Genomic DNA, 18,784 nt, shown 5'->3' with positions numbered 1-18,784 from the left:
CCCTTGGGGTCGTAGACGGTGACCTGGCCGCCCTGGAGGTGGATCTGCCCGGCGACGTTGAGGGCGGGGGAGTCGCGTACGTCGTCGGAGTCGGGCTTGAACGTCGCGCCCAGGACGGCGATCCGGCGGCCGAGGAAGGTCTCCCCGCAGGCTTCGCGGGCGAGTTCGACCATGTGGGCGCGGCGGCGCATGTTGATCGAGTCGACCTCGCGCAGGAACGTCAGCGCCTGGTCCACGCCGAGTTCGCCGGCGCGGGCCATGAACGCGCGGATGTCCTTGGGCAGGCAGCCGCCGCCGAAGCCGATCCCGGCGCGCAGGAACTTCTTCCCGATCCGCTCGTCATACCCGATGGCCTCCGCCAGCTTGACGACGTCACCGCCCGCCGCCTCGCAGATCTCCGCCATGGCGTTGATGAACGAGATCTTCGTCGCGAGGAACGCGTTGGCCGAGGTCTTCACCAGTTCGGCGGTCGGGTAGTCGGCGACCACGAACGGCGTACCGTCGCCGAGCGGACCCGCGTACACCTCCCGCAGCAGCTCCTCCGCGCGCTCGCTCCGCACGCCGGCCACGCCGACGACAATACGGTCGGGGCGCAGGGTGTCCTCGACGGCGAAGCCCTCGCGCAGGAACTCCGGGTTCCACGCCAGCTCCGCCTGCTCGCCTGCCGGCGCCAGCTCGGCCAGCCGCCGCGCCAGCCGGTCCGCGGAGCCCACCGGCACCGTCGACTTGCCGACGACCAGGCAGGGGCGGTCCAGCCGCGGCGCCAGGGTGTCTATCGCGGCGTCGACAAAGCTCATGTCGCAGCCGTACTCGCCGTGCTTCTGCGGCGTGTTCACACACACGAAGTGCACGTCGCCGAAGGCGGCCACCTCGTCCCAGTCCGTGGTGAAGCGCAGCCTGCCCGACGCGCCCTCGACCCCGGCGACGTGCTTGCGCAGCAGCTCTTCCAGGCCCGGCTCGTACATCGGCACCCTGCCCGCCGACAGCAGCTCGACCTTTTCCTTCACCACATCCAGGCCGAGCACCTCGAAGCCCAGCTCCGCCATCGCGGCGGCGTGCGTGGCACCGAGGTAGCCGGTGCCGATCACTGTGATTCTCAACGACATCCGTGCGGTCCTTCTGGTTATCGGCGGATTCGGCGGAGGCCGCGCCTGGCGGCGTTCCGCAGCGGGTTGGTGGCGCCGCCCCGGCCGGAAGCGGGGGCGGCACCGGGCGCCGGCTTGGGCGCGGGGGAGGCGGCCGTGCCGGTGGCGGTGGACGTGCCGGGCCCGGAGGAGTTCGGCCCGGGGGCGTCCTTCGCCGCCGCGGCGGCCTTGGTGTCGAGCGAGGACTGGGCGAGCAGCGCGCCGATGACGGCCTGTGCCGCCGCAGCCGCCGGGATCGTCGCCTCGGCCGGCGGCGCGGCCGGCGCGCTCGGCCGTTTCGCCAGCGACGCCAGGTCGCCGACGACGTTGACGCCGAGCGCGGTGATGGCGGTCGTCATCTCCTCGGCCAGCTCGGTGGCCTCGGCCACCGCCCACTCGGGGGTGGTGACGCGCGCCTCGCCGCGCGCGGGCTGGTACTTCTCCCGCATCCGGCGCAGCGCCCCGGCGCGTACGACCTTGCCGTGCCGCTCCACGGACCAGCCGCGGCGGTGCGACTCCTCGTTGAGCAGCCGGACGAGTTCGGCCTCGCCGTGGGTCATCGACCGGTTGTCGCGGTCGTCGTAGGCGAGGAACCCGGCGGGCAGCCCGGCGAACTCCTCGAAGACGCGGAGCTGCATCTGCTGGTCGGACTCGTCCTGCACCAGGACGGTCAGGTTCTGCGGGCCCGCGGCCGCCGCCCAGCGGGCGATCAGCTCGTCGTGCCGGTGCCGACGCCAGAAGCTGGGCGTCGGCTCGATACACGGCTCGCGGTGGAACATGGCCTCCAGCCAGTCCTCGTACGACGAGCGCAGCCCGTTGCGCACGTACTGCTGCCACTGCGACGGCAGGATCTTCAGCAGGGGCCGCAGCGTGACGACCACGTGCACCCGCCCCCCGCCGCCGAGTTCTGCGACGACCTCGCGGGCGGCGTCGTCGCCGGCGTTGGAGAAGTACTCGGTGCTGATGACGGTGCGCTTGTCGCCGGCCTGCTCGCACTGCTGCACCAGCTTCCGCCAGCGCTCCATGCCCGGCCGGTCGCGCTGCAGGAACACGTCGAGCTCTTCGCGTACGGGCGTGCCCGCGGGCCCGGGGAACTCCACCCCGATCTTGGCGAGCGCCGCCGAGACGGGCTGCCGGTGGGTGCCGGCGTAGACCACGTCGTACGCGGGCAGCCGGTCGCGGGCGCTGTGGAAGGCGCCCTGCAGCGCGGTGGTGCCGGTCTTGTGCGGCCCGATGTGGAGGATGCGGCCTCCGCGCGGCACCGTGGGCACCAGCGTCGGCGGCGTGTGCTGCGTCGGCATCAGGAGTCCTTCTCTCCTCGGACGTTCTTCCCTCGGACGTTCTTCGGCAACTGGTCGTCCAGCCAGCCCGTGAGCGTCTGCATGTACGTCTCGGTGATGTGCTCACCGGCCCGGTAGACGATCACGTTGCCGATGACGGCCGGGCAGGTCCCGTCCGGGCACAGCTCGGGCCCGAGGTCGATGACGCGGACCCCGGCCCGCTTCGCCGCCTGGGTGGTGACCTGCTCGTATTCCAGCCCCTCGCGCAGCGGGAACGCGCAGTCGGTGAGTTGGTCGGTGGCTCCCGACACGCACGAGGGTATGTCCTGCGGCGGGTACGGGATGTCGGCGAACGCTGTGACGTCCGCCCCGTTCTCTGTCAGCTCGCGCAGCGTGGCGGCCATTCCGTCGCGCAGCGCGGCGGTGTTCTCGTCGCCGTCGAGCTTGTCGCCGCCGCGCATGGCCGCCTGGTCGTCGCGGTTGCCGACGAGGACGAGGTCGGCCTCCTCCTCGGCGATGCGCGCCACCGCGGAGGCCCGCCAGTCGTCGCACTCGGTGTAGTCCCGCTCGTACTGCCGGTTGTAGATGGTGACCTTGGCGGGGGTGCAGGCGGACTTGGTGAGGATCAGCAGCCGCCAGCCGCGGTCCTCGGCGATGGTCATCAGCGCCGGGGCGTACTGCGCGGCGTGCGAGTCGCCGAAGAGCGCCACGGTGGTGTCCGACTTCTTGTCGCCGTAGACGCAGCCCTCGGCCTCGGTGTCGCGCTGCCCGGCGTGGCAGCCGTTGCCGTACACCGCGCCCTCGTCGGCGTCGGCGTCCTCGGGCAGCGGGCTGAGCACGGAGGCGGACTCCTGGACCTTCGTGGAGTCGGCCAGCGCGGCGGCGCCGACGGCCTGCGAGGGGTCGGCGAGCTTCATGGTCGGCACCATGGCCCAGGTCAGCCAGCCCAGCAGCGCGCCGGCCGCGGTGCAGGCGAGGCCGAGGACGAGGCCGCGGCGCACCGGCGCCAGCGCGCGCGAGACCCGTACCGGGTTCTCCACCAGCTTGTGGGTGAGCGCGGCGGGCACCCAGCTCGCCGCGACGACGACCGTGAGCTGGGCGGTGGTGATGTCGGGCCACTTGACGGTCGCGAAGGCGACGGCCGGCCAGTGCCACAGGTACCAGGAGTACGAGATGCGCCCCACGTACCGCATCGGCGCGGTGCCCAGCAGCTTCGCGCCCAGCGTGCCCTGCGCCGCGGCGCCGGCGGCGATGACCGCGGCGGCGCCCAGCACGGGCAGCGCGGCGGCGGAGCCGGGGAAGGGGGTCTCGTCGGTGAAGGCGAGGGCGGCCACCGCGATGCCGGCGAGCCCGGCGAGGACCAGCGGGCCCGCGAGCCGGCCCGGCAGCCGCCGCCAGGCGTCCGCCGGCACCAGCGCGATCAGCCCGCCGACGGCCAGCTCCCAGCCGCGGGTGAAGGTGGAGAAGTACGCGGCGCCGGCCTCCTGCTGCGTGAGGTGGATGGAGTACGCGAACGAGGCCACGGCGATGGCCCCGAGCGCGACGGCCAGCCGCGGGCGCACCGCCTTGCCGCCCCGGCGCGTGCACCACCAGCCGATGGCGATGATCAGCAGCGGCCAGACCAGGTAGAACTGCTCTTCCACCGCCAGCGACCAGAAGTGCTGGACGGGGCTGGCGTCGGCGCCCAGCGCCGAGTAGTCCACGGCGAGCGACGCCTGCTGCCAGTTGACGACGTACAGCGCGGCGGCGGCGAGGTCCTTCGCGACCGTCTTGCGCTCCACCGGCGACATCAGCAGCCACGCCAGCAGCGCGACGGCCGCGAGCACGACGGCGGTCGACGGCAGCAGCCGGCGGGCGCGGCGCGCGTAGAAGCCGGTCAGCGAGATCCGTCCGCTGCGCTCCAGCTCGCGCACCAGCAGCCCGGTGATCAGGAAGCCGGAGATGACGAAGAAGACGTCCACGCCGACATAGCCGCCGGAGATCAGCGGCACGCCGGCGTGGTACAGCAGCACCACGCCCACGGCGACGGCCCGCAGACCCTCGACGTCGGGGCGGAATCCCCGGGCGGGGCCGGACGCGCGCGGTGCGTCCGGCCGGGACCGGCGCTCGGTCGGATCGTGCGCATCGAGCGCCGGGGCCTGCTGGCCGTGCATCAACCCTCCGGGTAACGGTACTGGTGGTCTGGGGTGCGCCTGGACGTCACTTGCCCGCGCCGAGCCGGGACCTGGCGGAGCGCAGCACTGTGCCGAGGCTCCGGCCGGCCGGTGCGGCGGCGGCTGCCGCGGCGGACTCCACGGGGCGTACGGGGACGGTCCAGGCGAGGCTGCCGGCGCGGACGGTGACCTTCGGCGTGAAGGCGTCGCGCCGCTTGCGCGCCTCGCGCGGCAGCCGCAGCCGGGCCCGGTACGTGCGGGTGGCGCCGGCGGTCCTGCCCGGCTGGGCGACGGCGGAGGCGACGGCGCCGCCGGGGCCCTCGACGTCGAGCCGCACGGCGTCCGCGGGCAGCCCGGAGACGGTGGCGCGCACGTCGACGACGAGTTCGTCGCGGCGCGTCGGCGGCTGGGCGGCGGCCTCGAACCGCTTGGCCGCCTGGTGCTTGATCTCGCCGAGCTCCAGGGTGAGGTGGCCGGTGGAGCGGATCGCGTAGAGGGTGACGACCTGGCCGGAGCCGGCGTGCTTGGGCGCGGCGTGCATCGCCGGCTGCTTGACCAGGCTCAGGTTGTGCTGGTCGCCGAACCGGGTGACGTGGGACTCGCCGCAGCTCAGGGAGAGGTCCCAGAGCGCCTCGGCCAGCGGCTCGCCGCCGCCGGCGGTCGCCGGGTCGATGTCAAGACGGAAGTCCTGGTAGCCCTCGCCGTCCCGCTTGTCGTCCACCGACAGCGGCAGCCGGTGCCGGACGATGCCGCCGCGCTGCTTGAGCAGCATCTCGGGCGGGGCGCTCCAGCCGTCGGGCGCGGGCGCCTTGACCTTGCCGGCGAGGTGGACGACGCCGGTGGCGGCGTCGAGTTCCGCCTTGCCGACGCGGAACGGGACGGGCAGTTCACCGGTGATGTCGTAGAACTCGTCCGGGATGTTCCTGGCGGGGTCGCGGAAGAACGGGTACTGGGCGTAGACGCGGCCGTTCTCCGTCAGGTGGTCCACGGCGCGGTCGCCGAGCTTGCGGTGGTACTTCGACACCGTGAGCAGGTCGTCGAGGTCGCCGCGGCGCACCAGCTCCATCAGCAGCCGCTCCACGACGGACAGCGTGGCGGCCATGCCCTCGGTGTAGTACTCGTCGAAGAGCCGGCGCATGTCCTCGAACGCTTCGCGCTGGTCCGAGGCGTGCTTCTCGCGGCGCAACTGCCGGATGGTGTGCGGCAGGTCGATGGTGTAGTGCCGGGCCAGCAGGTGGTGGCGCCGCGGGCCGTCCGGCACGTACTCGCCGACCAGCTCGAACATCGCGCGCAGGAAGCGGATCCGGGGCGCGGTGCCCTTGGTGACGGAGGTGTTGTTGCCGCCGTCGTCGCGCTTGACCCAGTACACGCAGTCGTAGTCGGCGATGACGCTGATGCCGTCGGCGTTCAGGTACGCGGCGGAGGTGAACGGCTGGTCCTGGCCGACCTTCAGCTCGGGGCGGAAGCGCAGCTTGTGCTTCTCGACCAGCTCGCGCCGGAAGAGCTTCATCGGGTTCAGCGTCCAGTACACGCGGGAGCTGAACACGTCGGTACGGGCCAGGTTCTGGTGGTACATGGAGGTCGGGGCGCCGCGGCCGTTGACGCCGACCATCTTGCCGACGACGACGTCCGTGCCGTTGGCGTCGGCGGTCTCCACCATCCGCGCCAGCGTCTCCTTGCCGATGTAGTCGTCGGCGTCGAGGAAGAACACGTAGCGGCCGGTGGCCCGCTCCAGACCCACGTTGCGCGGGCCGGCGGGACCGCCGGAGTTCTCCTGGTGGATGACGGTCAGGGCCGGGTTCTCCGCGGCGAGCCGGTCGAGCTCGGCGCCGGTGCCGTCGGTGGACCCGTCGTTGATCACGAGGATCTGCAGCCGGTCGGTGCCGATGGTCTGCTCCAGCACCGACGTGACACTGCGGGTGATGTAGGGCATCGAGTTGTACGCGCCCGTGATCACCGTGACGTCGGGTATGGATCTGGGCACGGCCGTTGCCGCGGGAGTGGTCATCGTGCGGGTCTCCTTCAGACGGCGCGCTCTAGGTTGCGGCGCTCGGACTTCCTCGCCAGCGCGCGCACGGCCTCGCCGAAGCGGACCACGGACGCGGGCTCGTCGGGCCCGAGCAGGTATTCCTTCAGTTCCTCGCGCGCTGCGCGCAGCGGGTCGGCCGCGGGGTCGGGGACGGCGGCGAGCAGGTCGTCGATCCTGGCGGCGTCGGAGGCCAGGATGACCGCTGCCCGTACCGCGGTGTTCTGCCGCTTGAACTCCTGCTCGCCCAGGCCCGCGGAGTCGGTCACCGCGTACGGCTTGCCGCTGGCGATGAAGTCCGACACGACGCTGGAGATGTCCGAGACCATGCCGTGCGAGACGTTGAAGCAGTCGTACAGACGCGGCCGGTCGCCGGTGACGACCCGGTGCTCCCACCAGCCGAAGGAGCGCCAGTAGGCGTCGTTCCACTCCTCCTTCAGCCGGGCCGCCTCCGCCTCGCGGGCGGGGTCGACCACGGCGTCACGGGAGGTCTGCGCCTCGTCGGCGGCGTCGGCGGTGAGCCGGCCGAGCCGCTCCAACTGCGCCTCGATCCGCACCAGCTCGGCCCGCGCCGCCTCCCGCTCGCCCTGCCCGGCCGCGGCGGCGCGCACCCAGCGGGGGTCGGCGGCGCGGCTCGTACGGGCCTGCTCGACCATGGCGACGATGCGCTCGTGGGCGGCCTTGGCGAGCGGGCTGACCATGCCGGTGAACGGGTGCGGCTTGTACAGCACGCGCACCGGGGGGTCGGCGGCCAGCAGCCGGCGCACGATGTTCTCGCCGGCGAGCATCAGCGAGGTGTTGCCCGGGTCGTCGGTCCAGCCCTCCCAGGTCGGCGCGTAGAGGATGGTGGGGATGCGGTCGGCGGCGGGCGCCTCGGCGGGGCGGATCGGCGCCAGTTGCGGGCGGCCGACCTCCACGATGTCCTCGTCGCGGACGCCGACGTCGGCCAGCGCGTAGCGGTCGCGCCCGGCGCGGCCGGCGGTCCACACCTCGTCGTAGACCTTGGCGTACGGGTTGATGCTGGCGACCTTGTCGCTGTCGCCGTGGCCGATGAAGACGTGCTTCATCGTGGGCACCCGCAGCAGGTGGATGTTCTTGCCGACGTTCGCGGGGTACAGCGCGACCCGTACCGACGCCAGGTCCATGTTCATCAGGTGCACCGCGGACGGCACGCACGCCACCGGCACGGTGGTGGAGGCCAGGCCGGGCAGCGTGTGCGGCTCGCGCACGATGAGCAGCGGGCGCTCGTCCAGCTCCTCCAGCGTCTCCAGCCACATGTTGATCTGGTACGTGGACTCCTTGGTGCCGGAGAAGTAGAGCACCACGGTCGGCCGGTAGGCGCGCAGCCACTCGTCGAACCACTCCAGCACCGCGTCCCGCTTCGGCGGCAGCCCGCCGGGCCGCAGGTGGCAGCCCACGACGACGACGTAGAGCAGGATCAGGCCCAGCGTCGCGGCCATGCCGGCGTAGCCGTACGCGCCGCGCCCGGTCTCGGCGGCGACAAGCACGCCGGCGACGGCGAACAGGTCGAGGTGCTGGACCTTCTCCGCGGCGCGGTGGGTGAGCAGCCGGGGCGCGGCGTCGGAGATGCGCAGCGGCGCCAGGTCGATGTTGCGGGTGATGACGGGCAGCTTGCGGCGGTTGCGCAGCAGGGTGAGCAGGCCGCTGTGCGGCGCCTGGAGGGTGGCGACGAGGGCGAAGCAGGCGATGGCCTCGTAGCCGAGGGTGTCGCCCGCCACATCCATCCGGGCCAGCAGCAGCACGAGCAGCAGTTGCCGCAGCATGAAGCGCAGCGTCAGGCCGGCGCGGGCGCGGGAGAGCCGGTTGAGCAGGTAGGCGTTGCGGCGGTGCAGGAAGTGGTCGCTGACGTAGGAGACGGCCGCGATGGCGGCGAACATGCCGAGGCTCGGTATCAGCGCGGCGGTGAGCATCAGCGGGTACGAGACCAGCATCAGGGCGGCGGCGGCGAACTCCGCGGTGCTGCCGACCCGGATCAGGCGAATCAGTGCTCCGCTCACCGCGCACCCGCCTCGGCGCCGTCCTCGCTGCGGTCGAGCACGGCGGCCAGCGCGCGGTCGACGCGCGAGCCGCGGGTCGGATCCTGCTGTCGTACGTCGATGACATGGCCGGTCATCTCGGAGAGCAGCACGTCCAGCGAGGTGCGGGCGACGGCCTCGGAGGCCAGCAGCGAGCCGGCGGGCTCCTCGCCGAACGCCCTGGTGCGCATCGGGGTGGCGGTGCGCTCGGGGTTGATGCAGTTGACCCGGACGCCGTCGCCGGCCCACTCGTCGGCGAGTGCCTGGGTGAGGTTGACGACGGCGGCCTTGGTGGAGGAGTAGAGGCTGTACTCGGCGCGCCCGCGGGTGTAGCTGCTGGAGGTGTAGAGCAGCAGTTGGCCGCGGGTCTCGGCCAGGTACTTGTAGGCGATCCTGGCTATCTGCACCGGCGCGAGGTAGTTGACCCGCAGGGCCTCTTCGAGGGTGGCGTCGTCGGTGTCGGCGAGGCGGCCGATGCGCAGCACGCCGGCGGTGTTGACGACGTAGTCGATGCGGCCGGTCTCGTCGTACGCGCGGCGCAGCCCCTCCTCGATGTCGCCGGGGTTCTCCACGTGGGTGCCGGTGGTGGAGCGGCCGAGGGCGTAGACGTGCGCGCCGTAGCCGCGGGCCAGCTCGCAGATGTCGCCGCCGATGCCGTACGAGCCGCCGAAGACGACGAGCGTGCGGCCTTCGAGGAGGCGGCGGTGGGCCTCGTCGTCGCTCTGCTCGGGGGCGGAGGTGGAGGCGAGCTGGAAGAGCTTGTCGGCGATGAAGACGTCGACGGGGTGGGTGACCTTCATGTTGTACTCGTCGCCCGCGACCACGTGGATGGGCACGTCGGGCAGGTACTTCAGCACCACCGAGCAGTCGTCGGTGGCCTGGAAGTTCGGGTCGCCCGCGGCCACCTCGTAGGCCCGCCGGATGGTGGAGAGCTTGAACGCCTGCGGCGTCTGCCCGCGGCGCAGCCGGGAGCGGTCCGGGACGTCGGTGATGAACTCGCCGTCCTCGCCGTGCCGCCGGGTGACGATGATCGTGTCGGCGGAGGGGATGGCGACGTCCACGGCCTGGTAGCGCTCCAGGGCGGTGACGCAGTCGGCGATGACGCGGGCCGACAGCAGGGGGCGTACGGCGTCGTGGAAGAGGACGTTCGCGTCCTCGCCCTCGGCGAGGTCCGCGCCGATCTCGGCGATGGCGCGCTCGGTGGTCTCGTTGCGGGTGCCGCCGCCCTCCAGCACCCGGCGCACCTTGGTCAGCCCCGCCTTGGCGACGATCCGCTCGACGTCCTCGACGTAGCCGGGCGCCATGAGGACCAGGATCTCGTCGATGCCGTCGGCCTGCTCGAAGACCGCGAGCGTGTGCTCGATCACGGTCTTCCCGGCGATCTTCAGCAGTTGCTTGGGTATGGAGAGCCCCACGCGCTGCCCCGTGCCGCCCGCGAGTACCACGGCGGTGGTTCGGGTTGCCTTGCCGGACGTGCTCGCTGTCGGCTCCGTGGGGGCGCCTGTCGACACTGCTGCTCCTGGGTGGTGATCGTGAGCGTCCGCCGAATTCGGGGTGAATTCGGCTCGACTGGGAAGACAACCGAATGATGCGCAAAGTTGTACCCGGTTACGAGCCGAGCACGAGATCGTCACCTCCCCGTGATCAGGAAGCCGGACGGACCGCCTCCCTGACGCCTCGGCCAAGCCACGCCAACAGGCTGCGCGCAGGGCTCGCGCTCTCCACCCGTACCGCCGGCAAAAGCAGCTCCGACCTGCTGTTTCCCTCGATCCGCAGGGCGAGCTGCCAGGTGCCGGGACCGGGCACCCGGATACGAGCCGTGAAGGTCCCCTTGCGGTCCGTGCCGGCGTCCTTGCCGGCTTCCTTGCCGGTACCGGAGGCGGGGTCCGCGGAGGCGTCCGCGGCGGGCGCCGGGACGGCGGCCGTCACCGTCACGCCGTCGCCCTCGCGGGTCGCCGTCAGCTCCAGCGCCACGGCGGGCAGCCGCGTGCGGCGCCGGCCGCGGACGGATAACACCCGGGCGTCCCGCCGGTCCTGCGTGACGGTGACGGACCCGGGCCGGACGAAGGAGCGGGCGCCGACCTGGCGGGTGACGTCGAACACCGAGTCGGGCAGGCCGAGGCGGAGGTCGCGGAAGTACGGGTAGTGGGCGTAGACCCGGCCGCCCTCGACGGTGAAGCCGGCGGGCGCCAGCCAGCGCACCGGCTTGGCGCCGCCCTCGGCATCGAGCACGTCGCGGCGCTCGCCGATGTAGCGGACGACGGCCACCGCCTCCTCGTACAGCCCGCGCCGCACCAGCTCGCCCTGGAGCCGCACGATCGCCGGGAGCTTCGCCATCGCCGTCTCGCTGTACCAGCGGGCGACGGGCTCGTGCAGCGCGGCGAACTTCTGCCGGGCACGGTCCGGGTCGCGCTCCTTGCGCACACCGCGCAGCGCACGCTGCAGGTTGACCCCGAAGAGGCGGGTCAGGAGGTGGTCGCGGCGGGGTCCCGCGGGGGTGTTCTCGCCGACGAGGGCGAACATCGCGGCGAGCGTGCTGGTGCCGCCGCCGGCGGGGCGGGGGTTCTTGCGGACGGCGGTGGTGAGGTTGCCGCCGTCGTCGCGCAGGACGTAGTACACGCAGTCGTACGAGGCGAGCACGGAGATCTTCGCGGCGTTGAGGTACGCCTTCGTCACGAAGACCTGGTCCTCGCCGGTGCGCAGGTCCTCGGGGAAGCGCAGCCCGTGCCGCTCGATCAGCTCGCGGCGGTACAGCTTCATCGGGTTGAGCACCCAGAAGACCCGGGAGCCGAACAGGTCGGCGTCGGGCTGGTCGCGCTTGAACATCGACGTCGGCGGCTTCCGCCCGCCGACGCCGACGAGCTTGCCGACGACGACGTCCGAGCCGTTCTCGTCGGCCATCGCGGTCATCCGCTCCAACGCCTCGGTGCCGAGGTAGTCGTCGGCGTCGAGGACGAACACGTACCGGCCGCGGGCAAGCGCGAGAGCGGTGTTGCGCGGCGCGGACGGGCCGCCGGAGTTCTCCTGGTGCACGACGCGCACGCGCCCGGGGTGCAGCCGCGCGAAGCGGTCCAGCTCCGCGCCGGTGCCGTCGGTCGAGCCGTCGTCCACGGCGACGATCTCGACGGCCCCCGGCGGCAGGCTCTGCCCCAGAACCGATTCGACGCACCTGGTCAGGTACGGCATGGCGTTGTACGCGGCGATGACCACGCTGACGTCCGGTTGCTCCACTGGCCCCCCAGCCCGTTCTCGTTGGATGTGCAGTGGAAGACCGGCTCCCCGGACCAATGGTTGTCCTGCGATGCCGGATTCGGACGGGGTTATCGGACCTTTACGGGCCGGTCACCCCGGCGCGAACGCGGATCCGGCGGGACGTCCGCCGGCTCCCCGCGGCTGAAAACAGTCGGTACAACAACGTTGTCACCGATACGGGGCAGCCCCTGCCGGAGCCATTGACCGGACATCCGGACAGCCGTACTTTCACCGCAATCTCGCCAGAGCCAGGGAGGTCCCGCCGTGCACCGCCCCGTATCCCCCATGCTCGCCGCCGCACTGACCGCCGTACTCGCCGCCACCGCACTCTCCGCCTGCGGAGACTCGGGCAGCGACCCGGACACCGTCAGGATCCAGTTCAAGAAGTCCACCGACGCCAAGAACAAGATCTTCGACCGCGAGATGGAAGCGGTGAAGAAGGAGTTCGAGGAGAAGTTCCCCGGCAAGACGGTCGAACTCATCCCCGTTCAAGTGCCGGACGAGCAGTACTACACCAAGGTCCAGCAGATGCTGCGGTCCCCCAAGACCGCCCCCGACCTGGTCTACGAGGACACCTTCCTGATCAACTCCGACATCGCCGCCGGCCTGCTCACCCCCCTCGACGACTACCTCAAGGGCTGGAAGGACTGGGGCCAGTACGTCGACACGGCGAAGACCGCCGCCCAGGGTGAGGACGGCAAGACCTACGGCGTCCCGGACGGCACCGACACCCGCGGGCTCTGGTACAACAAGGAGCTCTTCGCCGAGGCCGGGCTGCCCGTCGACTGGCAGCCGAAGACCTGGGACGACGTGCTGGACGCCGCCCGCACCATCAAGCGGGAGCTGCCGGACGTCATCCCCCTGAACGTCTACACCGGCAAGCCCGTCGGCGAGGCCGCCTCGATGCAGGGCTTCGAGATGCTGCTGTACGGCACGGGCGCCGACCCGCTGTACGACCCGCAGGCGAAGAAGTGGGTCGCCGGCGGCCAGGGCTTCACCGACGCCCTCGACTTCGTGCACACCGTCTACAACGACGGCCTCGGCCCCGACCCGCAGGACGCCCTCGACCCCAACGTCGGCACCAAGGTCGGCACCGAGTGGCTGCCCGAGGGCAAGCTCGCCATCGACCTCGACGGCTCCTGGATGTCCAACAACTGGCTGGAGACCGGCCCCAAGCCGTGGCCGGAGTGGACCGAGGTCCTCGGCCAGGCCGCCATGCCCACCCAGAACGGCCAGGCGCCCGGCCGGGTCAGCATGTCCGGCGGCTGGGCCTGGTCCATCCCGGCCAAGGCCAACAACCCCGATCTGGCCTTCGAGTTCATGAAGGTCGCCCAGTCGCGGAAGAACAACGCCCGGCTGACCATCGCCAACGGCCAGATCGCCGTCCGCGAGGACGTCGCCGCCGATCCCGACTACCAGGCGTACGTCCCGGGCGTGGAGTTCTTCACCGGCCTGGTCGAGGACACCCACTACCGCCCGGCGCTGCCGGTCTATCCGCAGGTCTCCACCGCCATCCAGGAGGCCATGGAGCAGGTGACCACCGGCGACGCCTCCCCCGAGGACGCCGCGAAGGGCTACGACGAACAGCTCGATTCGATCGCCGACGGCGAGGTGGTCGAGAATTAGCCGCCGCGAGCAGCCTTAAGAGGCCATGGTGACCAAGTACACCTCCGCCCCCGCCGGGCCCGGGGACGCCGCCGCCGGTACGGCGGCGCGCGTCCCCGGCCAGGCCGGCGGCGGCCCCCGCCGCCGCACCGGACCGCGGAAGCCGGGGCAGCCCCCGAACTCCGTGCTGCGTGCCCTCCTGCGGGCGCTGCCCGTGGGCCCTTCCGTCGTCCTGATGCTGCTGTTCCTGGCCGGCCCCATCGCGTACTGCGTGTGGATCGCCTTCACCGACCTGCAGCTCTCCGGCCAGGCCGAGTCGTCGTTCGTCGGCCTGGAGAACTTCCGTACGGCCTTCGACGACGAGGGCTTCGTCAACGCCGTCTGGCTGACGCTGGTCTTCACGTTCCTGTCGTCGATCGTCGGCCAGAACACCCTCGGGCTCGCCCTCGCGTCGCTGATGCAGCGGGCCTCGAAGACGGTGCGCACCGTCACCGGCGCCATCGTCATCACCGCCTGGGTCGTGCCCGAGGTCGTCGCCGGCTTCCTGCTCTACGCCTTCTTCCGCCGCGAGGGCACGCTCAACTCCGTCCTGGACTGGCTCCATCTGCCGAGTCAGAACTGGCTGTACACGCTGCCGATCCTGGCGGTGTCGTTCGCCAACATCTGGCGCGGGACGGCGTTCTCGATGCTCGTCTACTCCGCCGCGCTCTCCGAGATCCCGAAGGAGATCACGGAGGCGGCGGAGGTCGACGGCGCGGGCGGCTGGCGCAAGCTGTGGCACGTCACACTGCCGATGATCCGCCGCTCGATCGCCACCAACCTGATGCTCAACACCCTGCAGACCCTCTCGGTCTTCGGGCTGATCTGGGCGATGACCCGCGGCGGTCCCGGCGACCGCAGCCAGACGCTGCCGCTGTTCATGTACGAGCAGGCGTTCAAGAACAACCTGCTCGGCTACGGCACGGCGGTGGCCCTGCTCCTGCTGCTGGTGGGCGCCCTGTTCTCGCTGGTGTACATGCGGATGCTGCGTACGGAGGTATGAGACGGTGCCCACGTCCACGCTCACCCGTGACACCCCGCCGCCCGGCCCTCCGGCACCCCGGCGGCGCGGGCTCGCGCGCACGCTCACCGGGCGCAGGCACGGCCGGCGGCTGGCCGCCGACCTGTGCCTGCTGTTCGCGGCGCTGGCGTTCGTGCTGCCGCTGGCCTGGCTGCTCTTCTCGTCTGTCGACGCGGACTCGGGCCTGACCGCCCGGCCGCCGACGGACATCACCTGGGACAACTTCGACGCGGTGATGACCACGGACATCACCTTCCGCCCGCTGCTCAACAGCCTGATCCTGTGCGGCTCGGCGACGGCCGTCACCGTCGTCGCGGCGGCGCTGGCGGCGTACCCGCTGTCGCGCTACCGCTCGCGGCTGAACCGCCCGTTCATGCTGACGATCCTCTTCACCACCAGCCTGCCGATCACCGCCATCATGGTGCCGGTCTACGGGCTGTTCGTGCAGATCAACCTCATCGACTCGATGTCCGGCACGGCCCTCTTCCTGGCCAGCTCGCAACTGCCGTTCGCGATCTGGCTGATGAAGAACTTCATGGACGGGGTGCCGAAGGTGCTGGAGGAGGCGGCCTGGACCGACGGCGCGTCGTCGATGCAGGCGCTGGTGCGGGTCATCCTGCCGCTGATGGGCCCGGGGATCACGGTGGTGACCGTCTTCTCGTTCATCATGATGTGGGGGAACTTCTTCGTCCCCTTCATGCTGCTGCTCAGCCCGGACCAGATGCCCGCCTCCGTCTCGATCTTCGAGCTCTTCGGCAACATGGGCTCGGTGGTCTACGGGGAGCTGGCGGCGTTCTCGATCCTCTACTCCGCCCCCGCGGTGCTGCTGTACGTGCTGATCGCCCGCCGCCTGGGCGGCGGCTTCGCGCTGGGCGGCGCGGTGAAGGGCTGACCGGGGCCTGGCCGGCCCTCCACCGCCGCCCGCGGGGGCCGCGGGCACGCGCCTGGCGGGGCATCCCCCGCCGGGCGCGCCCCGTACGGCCACGGGGACGAACCCTGGCGGGGGCCGTCAGCCGCCGATGTTGACGTCGACGCAGGCGTAGAAGGCGTTCGCCGTGTCGGCGACGTTCCACACGGCGAGCACCTTCTGCTTGCCGGTGATCCCGCCGAAGTCGACGGTGTGGCTGAACTCGGCCGGCGGCCGGGCACCGCCGTCGTCGAACTCGGCGACCTTCTGGCCGCCGACGAAGTACTGCCAGGTGCTGGTGGAGTGCCGGGCCGTGATCTTCCAGTTGAACGTCGTGGTGCTGCCGACGCCGGTGACCTGCCAGCCCTTGCTGTCGTCGTCGAGTTCGGCGAAGCCCTGGTTGCCGCCGCTGCAACTGGTCAGGCCCTTGGGCCCCTCGACGCTCTGCGGCTCGTACTTGATGGCGCCGCACTCGACGACGCCCGTCGCACACTGGTCCTGGCGGCTCGGCGGGTTGGTGATCCAGCCGTGGGCGCTCGCCTGCTGCGAGGGGAGGGCGAGGAGGAGCAGCGGGGCTACGCCGGCGCCGACGAAGGCCGCGCGGGCGGTTTTCCGGCCCTGGCCGGCCCGCTTGGTGCTGCGGTGCATACAACTCTCCTTGCGTGGGGGGTCATCGCATTGGTCTAGACTTTAAACGTTGGCCGTCCACCGTCAACCCCTGCAACGCGCACGCATCTCTCCGTACCTTCGGTGGAACGCACGGTTGATAACGGGGTGCATCACTACCTACGGTGACGGTGTGACGACATCGGCGCCCGGCTCCGGCGCCGTCCCGCCGGAGCACACACCACCTTTCGACCCCGCGGCGGCCCGTCGATTACGCCGCGCGTTAGGACTCGGCCACGACCACGTGGCGTACGGCATGCGCGCCGCGTACGGCTTGGCCGTACCCGCCGCCGCGGTCGCCGACTGGGAGAAGGGCCACGCCCGCCCCACCCGCAGCGAACTCGACGCCCTCGCCGGCGCGCTGTGGTGCACACCGGCCGACCTGATGGGCTCCGCCACGTCCCTGAACGCGCACCGCCGCGCCCACGGCCTGCCCCTGGACGACGTCGCCCGCCACATCGGCATGGACCCCGCGACGTACCTCAGCGCCGAGCGGACCGGCCGCTGGCCCGGCACCGAATCCCAGGCCACCCGGCTCGCCTATCTCCTGCGCCTCCCCCTCCCGGACCTCCTCGACCTCACCGGCCGCAGCGAACCCCTGGCCCGCCACCTCCGTGACGCCGCCACCACCCGCTGGCAGCCCCAGCTCCGCCCGGTAGCCCGCCTGACCCGCCTCCCCCGCCGCCCGCTGGAACGCGCGCTGAGCACCCTGAACGAGGAGTACCAGACCCGCAGCGCCGCCGCCCGCAACTGGGACGAGGACCCGGCCGCGGACACCACGGCGGGGGTGACGACGTACCTCCAGCAGATACTCCCCCGCTTCTGGGAACTCCTGCGCAACTGACCCGCCCCGCCGCCGGCCACGAGAAGGGACCGCCATCGCCAGAACGTCAGCACCTTCCCACGCCGGCCGACACCCTCGCCCCGCCCGGGCCCGGCAACCCGATGGGATGCGCGAGGTGATCACACCACCGGGGTCCCGACCGCGGCAGTAGCGCGGGCACTCCCCATGCACGTCAGAGGTCTCAACCGCGATCCTCACCGACAGCCCACGCCACCGCAGGTGACATGCAGAGGATGCGCTACTCCCAGATGGCAACGCTTGGAGATCTTCCCGGAAGATCCAGAGGAAGGCCGTGGGGAGTAACCTCACCCGTGACCAATCCCGAGAGATATTCCGTCATGGTTCCGTTAAACACGATCCAGTCGTCATTGCGTCCAGCAACGACGACCGTCCAGACATGCGGTCCTCTTGGATCCGTCCGCCAGTAGAACTTGTCCCCATCGATGCTTTCACCCCATGGGATTAGGCCAGACGGTTGTGGATACGGGACGTAACCATGGGACATCCCGGCCTCGCAAAGGGATTCCATCGAGTACAGTGCGCGACGTCTTCCTCTCACGAAACTTGCCTCCTCGCCTGGCTCTGGTGCGGCTATCCCCATGAAGCCGTCAATCTCCAGTGAGCCGTAAGCAGTGGAGAGCTCCATGTAATCCTTGGGGAACTTCGCTCCGAATGCTTCGGCAATCCATTTCCAATCAATTACGCGCGACTGTTGCGCCCGAATCTCGTTCAACGATGGTAGCGCACTTTCCAGCCCCTCCAGACTCACGAGGATCTCCAACGATTTACTGATGACATCGAGAAGGGTGGCGCGCTAGTCCCAGATGACAACACTGGGAGATCGCCCCGGGAAATCCAGCGGGAGACCAACGGGGGTGACCTCACCTGACACCAAGCCCGAGAGATATTCCGTAAGCGTTCCGTTGAAAACTACCCAGTCATCGTTACGCCCAGCGACGACGACCGTCCACGCGTTCGGCCCTTCTGGACTCGTCCTCCAGAAGAACTGGTCTCCGTCCGTGCTGCTGCCCCACGGAATGAGGCCAGTAGGTTGCGGATACGGGACGTAGCCATGGGACATCCCGGCTCCATGAAGGGATTCGAGGGAGTGGAGCGATCGACGTCTACCCTTCACAAAGCGCACCTCCCCCCCCGGATCGGGAGTGGCGATTCCCAAAAAATCGTCGATCACGATCCCACCATAAACGGCTGCAAGCCGCATATAATCATCGGGGAAATGCGTACCGAATCCTTCTGCAATCAATTCCCAATCGATTTCTTGAGGACGTGACGCTCGAAGCTCAACCAATGCCGGAAGCGCACTCTCCAACTCCTCCAGACTCATAGCCTCTCCACCTAATAGATACTGATAATGTTACGAGGGAGCCAGCCTAGCGTAGACGCCCTCACGCGGTAAACGAGTTACCTGCTTCCGCCTACTAACACGACGCCTGGTCACCCGGGCGGTTCTCCACGGACCGAGAGAACAGAGTCCCGTTCCGCGTCATCGCAGCCATAGCGATTGATGTTGAGAGGTTTTCCCTACCATCGCCATAAGCTAGTGTCTCGTGATCCGGTTCGTGTCAGTTCGAGTTGTTGTTGACAAGCTTCTTCACGCTGGTCGCGACGAGCCGGACCTTCGCGAGGATCTCGCCGGTCGTTGCGGTCCAGGTGAATGGTTTCGGGTTCTGGTTCCAGGAGTCGATGTAGTCGCGGATCTGTTTGACCAGGACGTTGACGCTGGAAAACGTGCCGCGACGGATCGACTGCCGGGTGATGACCCCGAACCAGATCTCGATCTGGTTCAGCCAGGAAGAGCCGACAGGGGTGA

Annotated in this window: 14 protein-coding genes and 1 pseudogene; 4 read left to right on the top strand and 11 right to left on the bottom strand. The window is 70.5% G+C overall.

Features of this window, described 5'->3' with window-relative positions; genetic code table 11:
- The 7 genes from B124_RS34860 to B124_RS34830 form a co-directional block, all read right to left on the bottom strand.
- Positions 1–1,106, bottom strand: a 1,106-nt coding sequence (locus tag B124_RS34860; RefSeq protein WP_496507041.1) for a UDP-glucose dehydrogenase family protein, incomplete at its 3' end; no start/stop codon positions are given.
- Between the two features lie 17 nt (positions 1,107–1,123).
- The gene (locus B124_RS34855) at positions 1,124–2,425 is read right to left on the bottom strand and encodes a hypothetical protein (RefSeq protein WP_496507040.1); all 1,302 of its coding nucleotides are present in this window, start codon (positions 2,423–2,425) and stop codon (positions 1,124–1,126) included.
- Positions 2,425–4,557 (bottom strand): acyltransferase family protein, encoded by a 2,133-nt coding sequence (locus B124_RS34850; protein ID WP_496507039.1) that lies wholly within the window; start codon positions 4,555–4,557, stop codon positions 2,425–2,427. The genes B124_RS34855 and B124_RS34850 overlap by 1 nt, the downstream gene beginning before the upstream one ends.
- Before the next feature lie 46 nt (positions 4,558–4,603).
- Positions 4,604–6,565 (bottom strand): glycosyltransferase family 2 protein, encoded by a 1,962-nt coding sequence (locus tag B124_RS34845; RefSeq protein WP_496507038.1) that lies wholly within the window; start codon positions 6,563–6,565, stop codon positions 4,604–4,606.
- 14 nt (positions 6,566–6,579) lie between these two features.
- A complete protein-coding gene (locus tag B124_RS34840; protein ID WP_496507037.1) occupies positions 6,580–8,601 on the bottom strand; it encodes a hypothetical protein in 2,022 nt (673 codons plus the stop codon).
- Complete coding sequence (locus B124_RS34835) at positions 8,598–10,130, bottom strand: SDR family NAD(P)-dependent oxidoreductase (RefSeq protein ID WP_496507036.1); 1,533 nt, start codon at positions 10,128–10,130, stop codon at positions 8,598–8,600. The genes B124_RS34840 and B124_RS34835 overlap by 4 nt, the downstream gene beginning before the upstream one ends.
- Before the next feature lie 133 nt (positions 10,131–10,263).
- Positions 10,264–11,850 (bottom strand): glycosyltransferase family 2 protein, encoded by a 1,587-nt coding sequence (locus tag B124_RS34830; protein ID WP_496507035.1) that lies wholly within the window; start codon positions 11,848–11,850, stop codon positions 10,264–10,266.
- Positions 11,851–12,156: 306 nt separating this feature from the next.
- Here B124_RS34830 and B124_RS34825 point away from each other — a divergent pair, with 306 nt between their 5' ends.
- Genes B124_RS34825 through B124_RS34815 form a run of 3 tightly spaced genes read left to right on the top strand, consistent with a single transcriptional unit; the run spans position 12,157 to position 15,428 of the window.
- Positions 12,157–13,497, top strand: coding sequence for an ABC transporter substrate-binding protein (locus B124_RS34825; protein WP_496507042.1), 1,341 nt, complete (start codon positions 12,157–12,159; stop codon positions 13,495–13,497).
- A gap of 25 nt (positions 13,498–13,522) precedes the next feature.
- Positions 13,523–14,518, top strand: coding sequence for a carbohydrate ABC transporter permease (locus B124_RS34820; protein ID WP_496507034.1), 996 nt, complete (start codon positions 13,523–13,525; stop codon positions 14,516–14,518).
- A 4-nt stretch (positions 14,519–14,522) separates the two neighbouring features.
- A complete protein-coding gene (locus B124_RS34815; RefSeq protein ID WP_496507033.1) occupies positions 14,523–15,428 on the top strand; it encodes a carbohydrate ABC transporter permease in 906 nt (301 codons plus the stop codon).
- A gap of 117 nt (positions 15,429–15,545) precedes the next feature.
- Here the strand turns inward: B124_RS34815 and B124_RS34810 are convergent, their stop codons facing one another.
- Positions 15,546–16,091 (bottom strand): lytic polysaccharide monooxygenase auxiliary activity family 9 protein, encoded by a 546-nt coding sequence (locus tag B124_RS34810; protein WP_496507032.1) that lies wholly within the window; start codon positions 16,089–16,091, stop codon positions 15,546–15,548.
- Between the two features lie 151 nt (positions 16,092–16,242).
- Here B124_RS34810 and B124_RS34805 point away from each other — a divergent pair, with 151 nt between their 5' ends.
- The gene (locus B124_RS34805; RefSeq protein ID WP_496507031.1) at positions 16,243–16,953 is read left to right on the top strand and encodes a helix-turn-helix domain-containing protein; all 711 of its coding nucleotides are present in this window, start codon (positions 16,243–16,245) and stop codon (positions 16,951–16,953) included.
- Between the two features lie 238 nt (positions 16,954–17,191).
- On the opposite strand, the gene B124_RS34800 is transcribed toward B124_RS34805, so the two are convergent.
- The 3 genes and pseudogenes from B124_RS34800 to B124_RS34790 all read right to left on the bottom strand — a co-directional run.
- The gene (locus tag B124_RS34800) at positions 17,192–17,734 is read right to left on the bottom strand and encodes an SMI1/KNR4 family protein (protein ID WP_496507030.1); all 543 of its coding nucleotides are present in this window, start codon (positions 17,732–17,734) and stop codon (positions 17,192–17,194) included.
- A gap of 33 nt (positions 17,735–17,767) precedes the next feature.
- Positions 17,768–18,298 carry a hypothetical protein gene (locus tag B124_RS34795; protein ID WP_496507029.1) on the bottom strand — a complete coding sequence of 177 codons (531 nt, stop codon included), beginning with the start codon at positions 18,296–18,298 and terminating at the stop codon, positions 17,768–17,770.
- Between the two features lie 238 nt (positions 18,299–18,536).
- A pseudogene (locus B124_RS34790) lies at positions 18,537–18,784 on the bottom strand (IS630 family transposase); the annotation flags it as partial.

The sequence above is a fragment of the Streptomyces sp. CNP082 genome, from assembly GCF_059570535.1.
This window is presented reverse-complemented; position numbering and strand designations above follow the sequence as displayed.

Coding starts and splice junctions, on each gene's coding strand:
- B124_RS34855 (WP_496507040.1), bottom strand. CDS start 2,425: ATGCCGACGCAGCACACGCCGCCGACGCTGGTGCCCACGGTGCCGCGC.
- B124_RS34795 (WP_496507029.1), bottom strand. CDS start 18,298: ATGAGTCTGGAGGAGTTGGAGAGTGCGCTTCCGGCATTGGTTGAGCTT.
- B124_RS34820 (WP_496507034.1), top strand. CDS start 13,523: ATGGTGACCAAGTACACCTCCGCCCCCGCCGGGCCCGGGGACGCCGCC.
- B124_RS34810 (WP_496507032.1), bottom strand. CDS start 16,091: ATGCACCGCAGCACCAAGCGGGCCGGCCAGGGCCGGAAAACCGCCCGC.
- B124_RS34850 (WP_496507039.1), bottom strand. CDS start 4,557: ATGCACGGCCAGCAGGCCCCGGCGCTCGATGCGCACGATCCGACCGAG.
- B124_RS34825 (WP_496507042.1), top strand. CDS start 12,157: ATGCTCGCCGCCGCACTGACCGCCGTACTCGCCGCCACCGCACTCTCC.
- B124_RS34845 (WP_496507038.1), bottom strand. CDS start 6,565: ATGACCACTCCCGCGGCAACGGCCGTGCCCAGATCCATACCCGACGTC.